Source organism: Halonatronomonas betaini (assembly GCF_015666175.1).
Classification (GTDB): domain Bacteria; phylum Bacillota; class Halanaerobiia; order Halanaerobiales; family Halarsenatibacteraceae; genus Halonatronomonas; species Halonatronomonas betaini.
The window spans coordinates 357395-370270 of the sequence record NZ_JADPIE010000002.1 but is presented as its reverse complement, the minus strand read 5'-3'; the positions used below and the strand labels follow the sequence as shown (position 1 = coordinate 370270).

Annotated in this window: 12 protein-coding genes; 10 read left to right on the top strand and 2 right to left on the bottom strand. The window is 35.9% G+C overall.

Features of this window, described 5'->3' with window-relative positions:
* Positions 1 to 67 precede the first annotated feature (67 nt).
* Entirely contained in the window at positions 68 to 1270 is a 1203-nt protein-coding gene (locus I0Q91_RS04830; RefSeq protein ID WP_270453250.1) for a coenzyme F420-0:L-glutamate ligase, read from the bottom strand.
* A gap of 10 nt (positions 1271 to 1280) precedes the next feature.
* Positions 1281 to 2186, bottom strand: a complete 906-nt coding sequence (locus I0Q91_RS04825; protein WP_270453248.1) for a TraB/GumN family protein — start codon at positions 2184 to 2186, stop codon at positions 1281 to 1283.
* A gap of 132 nt (positions 2187 to 2318) precedes the next feature.
* Here I0Q91_RS04825 and I0Q91_RS04820 point away from each other — a divergent pair, with 132 nt between their 5' ends.
* The 10 genes from I0Q91_RS04820 (at position 2319) to I0Q91_RS04775 (ending at position 12870) form a co-directional block, all read left to right on the top strand.
* Positions 2319 to 3674, top strand: a complete 1356-nt coding sequence (locus tag I0Q91_RS04820; RefSeq protein ID WP_270453247.1) for a hypothetical protein — start codon at positions 2319 to 2321, stop codon at positions 3672 to 3674.
* Positions 3675 to 3685: 11 nt separating this feature from the next.
* Positions 3686 to 4816 (top strand): DUF362 domain-containing protein, encoded by a 1131-nt coding sequence (locus I0Q91_RS04815; protein ID WP_270453246.1) that lies wholly within the window; start codon positions 3686 to 3688, stop codon positions 4814 to 4816.
* A 120-nt stretch (positions 4817 to 4936) separates the two neighbouring features.
* A complete protein-coding gene (locus I0Q91_RS04810) occupies positions 4937 to 7558 on the top strand; it encodes a diguanylate cyclase (protein WP_270453245.1) in 2622 nt (873 codons plus the stop codon).
* A gap of 322 nt (positions 7559 to 7880) precedes the next feature.
* A complete protein-coding gene (locus I0Q91_RS04805) occupies positions 7881 to 9236 on the top strand; it encodes an MATE family efflux transporter (RefSeq protein WP_270453244.1) in 1356 nt (451 codons plus the stop codon).
* Positions 9237 to 9386: 150 nt separating this feature from the next.
* Positions 9387 to 9692 (top strand): NifB/NifX family molybdenum-iron cluster-binding protein, encoded by a 306-nt coding sequence (locus I0Q91_RS04800; protein WP_270453242.1) that lies wholly within the window; start codon positions 9387 to 9389, stop codon positions 9690 to 9692.
* A gap of 23 nt (positions 9693 to 9715) precedes the next feature.
* Complete coding sequence (locus I0Q91_RS04795) at positions 9716 to 10045, top strand: NifB/NifX family molybdenum-iron cluster-binding protein (RefSeq protein ID WP_270453240.1); 330 nt, start codon at positions 9716 to 9718, stop codon at positions 10043 to 10045.
* 31 nt (positions 10046 to 10076) lie between these two features.
* Positions 10077 to 10349 (top strand): DUF5320 domain-containing protein, encoded by a 273-nt coding sequence (locus tag I0Q91_RS04790; protein ID WP_270453238.1) that lies wholly within the window; start codon positions 10077 to 10079, stop codon positions 10347 to 10349.
* A 107-nt stretch (positions 10350 to 10456) separates the two neighbouring features.
* The gene (locus tag I0Q91_RS04785; protein ID WP_270453236.1) at positions 10457 to 12190 is read left to right on the top strand and encodes a nucleotide-binding protein; all 1734 of its coding nucleotides are present in this window, start codon (positions 10457 to 10459) and stop codon (positions 12188 to 12190) included.
* A gap of 21 nt (positions 12191 to 12211) precedes the next feature.
* Entirely contained in the window at positions 12212 to 12559 is a 348-nt protein-coding gene (locus tag I0Q91_RS04780; RefSeq protein WP_270453234.1) for a DUF134 domain-containing protein, read from the top strand.
* Between the two features lie 2 nt (positions 12560 to 12561).
* Positions 12562 to 12870: an MTH1187 family thiamine-binding protein gene (locus I0Q91_RS04775; RefSeq protein ID WP_270453232.1), complete on the top strand. Its 309-nt coding sequence runs from the start codon at positions 12562 to 12564 to the stop codon at positions 12868 to 12870.
* Positions 12871 to 12876: the final 6 nt, after the last annotated feature.

Below are 12876 nucleotides of genomic sequence, written 5' to 3'. Positions count from 1 at the left end.
ATGTGCACAATTATTAAGATAAGATTTAATTCATTATGATGCAATTATAAATCCTGGATCAGGGGTATTAGTTAGAAGCTAAATTATCAAAGTAGCCCTGGATTAAGACGACTGGAGTACCTTTATCGCCACTTCCACTAATTAGGTCAGACAGGCTTCCTAATAAATCTGTTAACTGTCTGGGAGTTGTTCCCTGTGCTCTAATATCTCCAATTAAATCATTATCTTTTCCTCCGATCTCATCTTTCATTGCATCCAGAAGCTCTTCCCCTGCTAGTTCCTTTAAATCATTATCAGCTAAATATTTTAACTTAACTTCATTTGGAGTTCCTTTAAGTCCATCAGTATAACCTGGGGAGACGACAGGGTCTGCAAGTTCCCAGATCTTACCTGTAGGGTCTTTATAAGCCCCATCTCCATAAACCATCACTTCAACCTGAACTCCAGTCTCTTTATGTATTCTCTGTTGTATTTTATTAACAAATTCCTTAGCATCTCTCGGGAATAATTTCAATCTTTCACCAGTAGCTTTATTAGAGCCAAGCAATCCATAATCAATATTATAACCTCTGTTATCCACTGGTTGATTACAGATCTCATCGAGTCCGAGAACTTTTGTATCATTATTTTCTAAAATAGCCTTTGTCTCTGCTCTAGTATGGATGTCGGCAGTGATTATTTCTCTGGTATAGTTAAGAATAACAGCAGGATCATTAGCCAGAATAAACTCAATACTGGCATTACTTTCAGATTGAACAATTTCTTTATATAATTTCAAATAATTAATTCCGGTATATGGATGCTTGTAATCTCCGAAATTCTTTAAGTAATCTTCTTCTGTTAAAACATCATTATAAGGATTAATATTCAGCTCTCTTATTTTAGCTGGATCAAATAAAGGGTTGCCGACTTCATCCCTGGGATAACTTAATTGCATGTAGATATCAAAGCCAGCTCTGGCTATTCCTTTCAATATCATCGAAAATCTATTTCTACTTAAGATAGGGAATACAATACCAATACCATCTTTACCTGAAAATTTTTCTTTAATTTCACAGGCAATATCATCAACAGTGATATAATTTCCCTGGGATCTGGCCAGGACCGATTCAGTAATAGCAATTACACCTTTATCATTAAATTCAAAATCATTTTCCTTCTGGGCTGAGAGTAATGACTCTACAACAATTTCAACTAAATTGTCTCCTTCTTTAATTATTGGAGTTCTAATTCCCCGGGCTATTGTTCCTGTAGTCCTCACAAAAATCATCTCCTAAAAATTATAGTTGTTCAGTTTCAAAGCCTGCATTTTCAAATAGATAGAGGAGACCCTCATTATTGATAATATGGCCGCTACCTACAACGACAAAAGGTTTATCATAATCAGGCAGTAACTCCAAAATACCTTCTTTCATATTAGAATCTCTTTCATCAAAAACTTTCTGATAATATTCTTCAATATCAGGATTTTCTTCTCTATTTGCAAAAAGGAATTCATAGATAGGTTCCACTTCACCTTCATGCCATTTGTCAACTAGTTCAACCAGGGTATCGGCCTGATAATCTAAATCTGCCAGGGTATCCTTAAGTACTGCAACCTGAAGGTCTATATCCATAGTGCTGATCATATCCATCTGTTCTTCAAAAGTTTCCAGTTCAAATAATTTAATATCCTGTTCTTCAGCTTGCTGAATCATATGCAAATCTACACCTTCTGCTGACTCAAAACCAATCTCCTGGAATATAATATCAGAGATCACCTGGCTGGCATACCAGGGCTTAAATAGGTTAACCTGGGATTCAGCCAATCCAAAATCACCAGTTAATTCAATAATCTTTTCATATGTATCCTCATCAAGAACATCTTCTAATCGGGTTTCATCATGGAATAAACCATTTTCCTGAACATATTGCTGGATTAATTGCTGATCTAACTCCCTTAAATCCAATTCGACAGCAAGGAGATCACTATTATTTAAAGCATTATAAATTTCATCACTTAATGGATAACTGCCCTGTGGCATAAAATGAAGAGATCCCATTAAATAAAATTCGCCTTCCTCACCAGATATCTCCCATAAAAAATTGTCACCTTCAAGTTGGGCTGTTCCTGTACTTAAAAGAACAATAAATATTGCTAACAAAACAATCTGGAATAATTTTTTAAAATAATACGGTTTTTTCATTAGCATCGCCTCCGTGAATATTATACATTAAATAATTATGAGTTTAAAGAGAAAGATTTTTATTATATTATTGTAATAAAGTCCATTCTATTATAAAATACTGATTAGTACTTAAAAATTGTGGTGATTATAATGGGAAAAAATAATAAAGATCAAAAAGTTAATTATAAAAGACTTTTAAAGTTCTTTGTGCCTTTAGCTGTAACTCCTTTCTTTATAACATCGATACATACATTAATGAATGCGGCAATTGCCAGATTACCCTATCCTGAATTAAGTATAGCAGTTTTTACAATTGTAAAAGGTATTTCTAATGCTATTAAAGCTCCGACTAGGATGTTTATGCAGATATCAGTATCTATGGTTGACAGTAGAAAGAGCTATATAACTGCCTCAAAACTTGTCTGGTCTCTCTGTGCCCTATTCTTTTTATTTTTAATAATTATAGCCTATACTCCATTTGGTGGCTGGTTTTTAATCAATATCATGGGCTTAAGAGACCCAGATACTATCAGGTTTACTTTATTGGGACTTAGAATAACATCTTTTTTACCGATTGTTGAAACTTTGAGAAATTTTCATAGAGGGCTGGTCATAAGTCATGAAAGAACAAGGATAGTAACTGCAGGTACGGCTGTGAGACTCATGGCAATCTCTTTATTTTTATTTCTAGCAGTAAGGCTTCAACTCTTTTCTGGTGTAGTTACAGCCAGCCTGGCCTGGACATTAGGAATTGGAATTGAAGCTTTAGTGGTAACCTTTGGAGTTATCTATTATTATAAATCTCCATTAAAAGCAGCTGATCTGCTGCCAGCAAAAAATGACACTGTTCTTAAAATAAGTCATATAATGAGCTTTTTTATTCCCCTGGCGGCTATGCGCTATCTCAGGTCTTTTATTCAGCCATTAATCCAGAGTGGCATAGCTAGAAGTCAGGCTGATCCTACCCTGGCCCTGGCAGCATTTGGTGTGGCCTACGGCCTTATGATGATAATAGTAGAGACGATGAGAAACCTTCATCAATGCTCACTGGTTTATGTTAAGCCAGATCGGGAAACAGATTTAGAAGAGGAAAACTGGCAAACTGTTAAAAGATTTTGCCTGGCAACAGGAATTATTTTAACAGTAATAAGTTTTCTCATAGCACTTTCCCCAATCGGATATTATATACTCCGATATATCATTGGTGTTTCAGAAGAAGTGGCTAATTTAGGTAGACATGTTTTGATCTCATTAAGTTTTCTTCCCTTTATAAGGGCAGTTAGAGAGGTTTACTGGGGTCAACTAATGAATAATAAGACAACCAGGCTAATTGGTTATGGGAAAGCTGTTAATTTTGGTTCAGTATTTCTTTCTCTATTTATTTTTATTGTCCCCTTTAATTTAGCTGCAATTATTTCACCTGCAATTATAGGGGCTATTGCTTTTAGTATTGGTCAGGGTATGGAGACTCTCTTAATCTGGAAATATTCCAGACTGGAGTATTAGGAGGATACAAAATGACAGACGAATTACTATTTTACAGGCAGACTGATTATAATATTAAAGATTTAGAAAATATAGTTGATGATATTTTTAAAAAAAATCAACTTAAGGATAAATTAGATGAGAAAAAAGTTCTTCTAAAGGTTAATCTATTGATGGGTAAATCACCTGATGAAGCTATAACGACTAATCCAGATTTTGTTATTGCTGTTGCCAGGACTATTAAAAAATATGGTGGCCAGCCATATCTTGCAGATAGCCCAGGTGGTCCTTTTAACAAAACCTCATTAAAATTTGCCTATTCGAAAAGCGGTTATATAGAGCCGGCTGAGGCTGGTGAATATGATTTAAATTATAATTCAGAATATTTTAACCTTGAGAGCCTGGAAGGGTATCGGGCTAAATCTTTTAAAATTTGTAGCTTTGTTAAGGAAGCAGATTTAATTATTAATTTGCCTAAATTAAAGACCCATGGCCTGACATTATATACAGGGGCCATTAAAAATTTATTTGGCCTGGTCCCAGGAATAACTAAAGCAGAATATCACTTAAAACTTCAGAAGATAAATGATTTCTGTCATATGTTACTAGACCTGCATGAAGTTATAACTCCTGATTTAACAATAATGGATGGAATTTTAGGGATGGAAGGTGATGGCCCTTCAAGTGGAGTGGCCAGGAAATTTAATACTGTTTTTGCCAGTAGCAATGCAATCGATATGGATATCGTGATATCCTATCTTTTAAGAAAGGATAAATATAAAAATGATCCCTGGCCAGAAGCTATAAGTGAGAGAGGTCTTGCAATAGATTTTGATAAAGGGATTATACCAGACTGGGTTTTAGAAAATTTTCAGGATGTAAAAACCCCAAAGGTTGATAAAGCTTCTAATTTAATTGATCGTCGCCTGCCAGAACCTATCAGCAAATTTATAGAAAAATTTATTAGACCAGAGCCAATAATCCTTGATAATTGTATTGCCTGCGGTATCTGTGCTAAAAATTGCCCGGCAAAAGTAATAACAATTAAAAATAAAGCAGAGATTGACCTATCAGGCTGTATCCGCTGTTTTTGCTGTCAGGAACTCTGCCCCCATAATGCTGTAGAGATTAAATACCCTTTGCTAGGCAAACTCCTTTTTTAATTAATGTCGAATACCCTCGCAAAAAATAGTAATAAAATACTATACTTTTGCAGGAGTTTGCAGAGTTAACTTGAACTATTTAAGTGAGAGGTTTAATGGAAAACCCAGGGAGGTATATAGATGCTTAATCACGAAAAACTTAGCAATAATAAAATAAAAGATAGGATAATCAAAGAAAATTTACTTAACTCCCTGCCTGATCCTTTATTCATTATTGACAAAGATGGCAATATTATTGACTGTTTTGTCGGCAGTCCCCAGGACTTAAAAGTGCCGATTGAAAGATTATATGGAAATAATCTTAAAGCGTTCTTATCTAAAGAAAAACTGGCAGAAGCAATGGGCTTAATTGAGAAAATAATTAAAGATAAAAATAAAGATAGAGATAACTATTATAAATTTAAATTCAAAATTAATAATAATGGGATCATAGATTATTATGAGAGCAATCTCCTCCATTATATCGGCGATAAAATTATAGCAATTGTAAGGAATGTTACTGAACAAAAAAAGCTTGAGATAGAATTAAAGAAACAGAAGAATCTCTATCAGAAAATATTTAATCTTGCTCCTGTTGGAATTATGATAGCAGATAATAATGCAGATATCATTGATGTCAATAAACAGCTGGCTGATATAAATAAAGCAGCTCCAGAAGATTTTATAGGCAAAAATGTTTTAGATTCAATGGTAGATAAAAAGAATCTAAATCGTGCCAGAAATAATCTTGAGAAAATATTTGCCGGTGAAACAATCAATACAGAAATAAAGGATAAAGATAGTCAGGGGAATGAGATTTATATTCACTTAATTGAAACAGCAATTAATTTTGAAGATGATAAAAAAGGTTTTATATCACTGCAGACAGATATAACTGATAGGAAAAAGAGAGAGGCAGTTCTAGAATTTAACGAATATCTGATTCAGAATGCAGCAATAGCAATTTTTAGAGTTAGCCCTCAGGGGATTATTGAAAATGTTAATAATAAAGCTTCGGAAATTTTAGGTTACAAAAAGCAGGATTTAATCGGTAAAAAAATATCTGACATCTCAGAAAGTCTTAACGAGGATGAGCTGCAAAAAAACTGGGAATCTATTAAAGCAAAGAAATTTACAAAGATAGAGACTGAAGTATTAACAGCTGATAGGGAAAGTCTGCCTGTTGAAATAACAAGCCATTACCTTAAGTACAAGGGAAGAGAATATGAGATAGCTTATCTTCAGGATATATCTGAAAGAGTAAAGGCTGAGGATAACCTTAGAAAACAGAAAGATATCGTTAAGCAGCTTCATCAGACTGCCTTAAGCCTGAGTCAATGTGAAACAGAAGAAGAAATATTAATCAACACAATTGAAGCAGCAGAAAATATTCTTGACTTTAATATTTGTGATATAAGTTTAGTTGAAAATGACAAAATAGTAACAGAAATAACTTCAGATGCAGCTTCAGTAAATAAAGACTTGACCATACCGGTTACTGAAGGATTGGCCGGGAAGACTTATCGCCGGAGGCAGAGCTTTCTTGTTAATGACCTAAATAAAGATAAAGATGCAACCCCGGTAAACCCTGAGTTTCGATCTGCCATAAGTATACCTATCAAAGATTTTGGTGTTTTCCAGGCAGTTGCAACTAGAAAAGATGCTTTTAGCGAAGAGGATTTAGATCTGGCTGAAATACTGATCTCCCATATGGCAACTGCCCTTGAACAGGTTAAATATAAAAACGAAATTGAATATAAAAGCTTCCATGATGATTTGACAGATACCTACAATAGAAGATTTTTTGAAGAAGAGATCAAGAGAATAGATACTGAAAGGCAGCTTCCAATTTCCATAATAATGACAGATTTGAATGGCCTAAAAATCATAAATGATAGCCATGGCCATGAGTTTGGCGATAGGTTACTTAAAGAAGCAGCCAACATTATTAAAGAATCATTGAGGCAGGAAGATATTCTGGCCAGATTCGGTGGCGATGAATTTGCAATTCTGCTCCCGGCGACTTCAAGGTCAGAATCTGAAAAAATAGTTGAAAGAATCAAATCAAAGTGTCAGGAGACTCTAAATAATAAATTGCCAATTTCTTTAGGAGTTGGGGTAGCTACCAAAGATGATCCAGATGAAGAGATTACTCATACCTTAAAAAGAGCAGATAATAATATGTATCAGAATAAGCTTTTAGCCAGCCGGAGCACTAAAAATAAGATAGTAACCAGCCTTTTAAACACATTAAGAACAAAAAGTGATGAAACAGAAGAACACAGCCAGAGAATGATAGATCTCTCTGAAAAACTGGGGAAAAGCCTTGGCCTATCAGGTACTGAACTTAATAAACTTTCACTGCTGGCCAGCCTCCATGATATTGGAAAGACTTCAATTAGCGAGGAAGTATTAAATAAACCAGGTAGCCTGACTGAAGAAGAATGGGAACTTATCCGGGAACATCCTGAAAGAGGCTATCGGATTGCAACAGCAACTGAAGAATTTGCGATCATAGCCAGAGAGATCCTCTGCCATCATGAGCGCTGGGATGGCAGGGGTTATCCCAATAAGCTTAAAGGCAAAGAAATCCCCTATTTATCGAGGATTATAGCGATTGTAGATGCCTATGATGTGATGACCAATGAAAGACCATATAGCAGGGCTATTTCAAAAGAAAAAGCCCTGGAGGAAATTGAGGCTGAGGCAGGAAAACAGTTTGATCCAGAGATTGTTGCTGAATTTCTTGAAATCCTAGCTTAATTGTTCTGACTGATTAACCAGGTGTCAGGTTATTAACTGGCTCCTGGTTTTAATATTCTGGTAACCTGGAGCTATACCTGACGTATACCTGATAGTTACCACCTCCGTTATCTTTATATTAATTTTAAAACTATATTTTAATATCAGGCAGGAAACTAAATTATTTTAAAGAATACTCATATTAAGTATACGATAATTTATAATTTTTTAAAGCAGAGGCATTTGCAATATCAATAAAATAATTGAAAATAGAATTTAAACAGATATTTTGTATAAATTGCAACGACTAATCTGTTAAAATAAGTTCCAGGGGGAAACAATATTGAAAGACAACAGCAGATCTAATAGAATGGGGACAGAACCGGTAGTTCCATTATTATTGAGGTTATCAATCCCCTCAATAATTGGGATGTCTGTCCAATCACTATATAACATCATAGATTCAATCTATATCGGCAGAATTAGTACAGAAGCCCTTTCAGCTTTATCGCTGGCCTTTCCAATCCAGATGGTTCTAATAGCTGTAGCAGTCGGAACCGGTGTCGGTACCAGCTCACTTATCTCAAGGCTGCTTGGCGAGGGCAACCAGGAAAGGGCCAATATCGTTGCAGCACATGTCGTTCTAGCTACAATTTTTTTCGGAATCTTAATTGGAACCCTTGGCTATTTTTTCTCTGAAGATATTTTCAGATTTATCACCGACGATCCAGAATTAATCCGCTTAGGCGAGGAATACATCAGGGTCATAATGCTTGGTTCCTTTGCCATGTTCTTTCCAGTTGTTGCCAGTGATATCTTAAGAGGAGAGGGCAACACCTTTGTGCCAATGCTAACTCTGGTCCTGGGAGCAGTTCTAAATATAATTTTAGATCCCTTCTTAATCTTTGGAATAGGCTTCTTTCCGAGATTAGAAGTTGCCGGAGCAGCCTATGCAACTATAATCTCAAGATTTATTGGCGGAATCTTTATAGCCTATTTGATCTTTAAAGGCCATAATCAGGTGGATATCAAATATAAAGGCTTTAAATTTGATTTTAAAATAATCCAGGATGTTTATAAAGTAGGTTTGCCGGCCATGGTCATGCAACTTCTGGCCAGTATCATGATCTTTGGCGCCAATACAATAGTCGGCATGTATAATACTGTTGCAATAGCAGTATTAGGCATTTATTTTAGATTGCAGTCCTTTGTCTTTATGCCTGTCTTTGGCCTGGCCCAGGGCTTTATGCCAATAGTCGGTTATAATTTTGGCCATAATAAGCCAGATCGAATGATGAAGACAATTAAATTTGGAATTCTAATAGCCTTCGGCTTTACAACAGCAGGCCTAATCATCTTTCAAATCTTTACAGCACCATTGATTCAACTATTTAATGACGACCCAGAGTTATTAAAGATAGGTGTAACAGCTTTAAGAAGAATAAGTATCGCCTTTCCAATCATAGGACCGGCAATTATCGGTTCAACGACATTCCAGGCAATTGGTAAAGGCCTGCCCAGTTTAATAATTTCATTTTCCAGGCAGATTATTTTATTACTTCCGATTATGTATCTTCTAGGAAGAGTAGCTGGCCTGGACTATCTCTGGCTGGCATTTCCAATCTCTGAAGGTATGGTCTTTGTAGTAATGGTTATCTGGTTAAAACGGACATTAAATAATGCAGTAGCTAATATGTAATTAAAAATAATATATTACCTATTATTCAGTCAGATTAATTTCTGGCTGTTTTTTATGATTAGTTATTGACATATGCTCACTAAAGGGTTATAATAGTTTTGAGCATAAGTCAATAACTTTTAATCTTTAGATGTTAAGGAGGTGGTTGGAATGACTGCAATAACATCTTCAAACAAAGGTTTAGAGTCAGAAATTGATAAAAAGTTTGGCCGGTGCAAATTTATATTAATCTATAATCCAGAGACAGAAGAAGTTACATCTTATGAAAATGAATTTTTAAAGCAGAATAGCGGGGTAGGGGTTAAGACAGCTGAATTTATTGCAGATAAAGGGGTTAAAAAAGTTTTGACATTTAAAGTTGGGCCAAAAGCTGCACAGGTTCTTGATAAAGCTGGGATTGAGACAGTTACAGGTTTAAAAGGTCAGGTAAAAGAAAATATTGATAAATATATTTAATTTATTATTGGGGGGATTAATTTATGAAATTAGCAATATCAACAGAGAATAATCAGGTGGCCGGTCATTTTGGAAGATGTGCTGAATATACAATCGCTGAAATAATCGACAATGAAGTGATTAGTAAAGAGACTATCGAAAACCCAGGCCATCAACCTGGATTTTTACCAGGATTTTTAGCAGACAAAGGTGTCAATTGCATAATATCAGGCGGAATGGGAAGAAAGGCAGCTAATCTTTTTGCAGAGAGTAATATAGAGACAGTTGTTGGTGTAAAGGGTAATATAGATAATGTGATAGATAAGTTTTTAAGTAATGATTTAGATGCCAGTAATGATCTCTGTGATCATTAAAATATAAATACCTTGAAAGGAGGTGACAATTATGCCAGGTGGAGACAGAACAGGTCCAGTAGGTGCAGGCCCAATGACAGGAAGAGGAGTCGGTTATTGCAATGGTTTTAACCGCCCAGGTGGTTTTAAAGTTAGTGCTGGCATGGGCAGAGGCCGGAGAAATATGAATAATAGAGCCGGTAGACCAGCCTATCAAATTAGAGAGGACTTTTCAGATGAGATAGATAAAGATGCTGAGATAGCAGAATTAAAAAATCAATTAAAAAATATTGAAATAAAACTGGATCAGTTAACCAGTGAATAAATTTTCTAATGCCGGCGGAGTAAGCTGAATCTCTGCCGGTATTTACATATATATGGAACCGTCAAAAATATTAGGAAAGCAAGAATTTTAAAAGGAGGAGTTCTTAAATGTATGATATAGCAATTGGAAGTGGTAAAGGTGGAACTGGCAAGACTTTTATTGCAACAAATCTGGCAGTAATCTTTCAAGAGATTATCCAGGAAAAGATAAAATATCTTGATTGTGATGTTGAAGGGGCCAATGGCCATCTATTTTTTGATGGTAATAGAAAAAACGAAAAGATTATTATTAAGAGTGTTAGAGGGATAGATTATGATAAATGCATACTCTGCGGTGATTGTGTTAAAGCCTGTCAGTATAATGCCCTGGCTAAAGTAGGAGGAGAAATCCTTTATTTTAATGAACTCTGCCATACCTGTGGGGCCTGTGGATTAGTCTGTCAGCAGGAAGCAATTATTGAAGGCGATAGAGAGATTGGGGAGATAATTAATCAGACTGGAAAGATAGATCTTTTTTATGGCAACCTAAAGACTGGTGAGAGTGGAATGAGCCCGAGGTTAATTAATAAAGTTAAAGAGAAAGCAGGTCAGGGAATCAATATATATGATGCCCCTCCAGGGACGACCTGCCCGGTGGTGGAGACTTTTAAAGGTTCCGATCTGGCTCTCCTGGTAACAGATCCAACACCTTTTGGTCTTAATGACTTAAAGCTAGCAGTTAAAATGACCAGAAAATTAGGTCTGGAGCCAGTAGTTATAGTTAACAGAGCAACCTATAAAGATACTAAATTAAAGGAGTACTGTCAGAAAGAAGATTTAAAGATTGTTGGTGAGATTCCTGATCGGAGAGAATTGGCTGAAATTTATTCTAATGGTGAACTGGCGGTTGAAAAGAGCCAGGAATATAAAGAAATATTTAAAAATATTGCTAATAATATTATTAATCATCTAGAACCAGTAGAAACGAAAGAGTTAGTTGTAGTTAGTGGTAAAGGCGGCACAGGCAAGACATCTGTAACTGCCAGTCTGGCAGCCCTGGCAGAAAATATAGTGGTAGCTGATTGTGATGTAGATGCAGCAGATCTGCACCTTCTCTTAAATCCTGATATTCAATCTGAAGGAGCCTTTTCTGGAGGTAATCTGGCTGAAATAGATCAGACTAAATGTACAGGCTGTGGTCTCTGTTATCAGGCCTGTAGATTTTCAGCAATCATTAAAGATGGTGAGCATTATAGTGTTGACCCACTCTCCTGTGAGGGTTGTGGAGTTTGTGATATAGTCTGTCAGGATGGGGAAGTCTTCCTTAAGGAGGCTGTTAATGGCAGGTGGTTTACATCAAAGACCAGGTTTGGACTGATGGCCCATGCTGAACTAGGAATAGCTGAAGAGAACTCAGGTAAATTAGTCACCCTGGTTAAAGATAAAGCCCGGGAATTGGCCAATAAGAAGAATAACCAGATAAATATAATTGACGGTTCACCTGGGACAGGCTGTCCAGTTACTGCCTCACTGACAGGGGCTGATTATGCCCTTATAGTCACTGAACCTTCAGTATCTGGAATCCATGACCTGGCTAGAGTGATTGATCTAATTAAGTTTTTAGAGATTCCCGCTGGGATTCTAGTCAATAAAGCAGATATAAATTATATTAAATCTAAAGAGATTGAAGAATTAGCAGTTAAAGAAGGTATTGATTTTTTTGGAGAATTACCTTATGATGAAGATGTAGTAGTTGCCCAGACAGAAGCTTTAACAATTATTGAATACAGGCCAGATAGCCAGGTTTCTAAAGTGTTGTTCGAAGTCTGGAAGAAAATAAATAATATCATAAAAAGCGATTAAATTTTATAGGAGTTGAAAATTATGCCAAGACCGCCTAAGATAAGAAAAATTCAGAGTAAACCTGAGAGAACTTATTTTAAACCTCCTGGGATTCCTATGCAGGAATTAGAAGAACTGATCATCAGTTTCGAAGAGATGGAAACAATCAGGCTCAGCGATTATAAGGGTTTAAGTCAGCAGGAAGGGGCTGATAAGATGGAGGTATCAAGGCCAACCTATCAGAGAATCCTAGTCAATGCTCGCAAGAAGGTTGCAGAAGCTCTGACTGAGGGAAAGGCTATTAGAATTGAAGGTGGAACTTATCAGGTTGCAAAAAAAGGCAGAGGGCGAAAAAGAAACCGCCAAAAATGTCCTAAAGGAGAGTGTTAATTATGCCAATAGCTGAAGTTACAGTCGTCCCATTAGGGACAGAGGATACCAGTCTTAGCAGCTATGTTGCTGATTGTCAGAAGGTTTTAGAACAGGAATCAGAGATTGAGTATCAATTAACACCTATGGGCACAATTATAGAAGGTGAATTAGATAAGATATTTGAAGTTGTAAAAAAACTTCATCAGGTGCCCTTTGAAGCCGGGGCCTTAAGAGTCTCAACCAGTTTGAAAATTGATGATAGGAGAGATAAAGATGCTTCGATGAGTCAAAAACTGGATTCAGTGAACAAAAAACTGCAAAAAGATTAAACTATA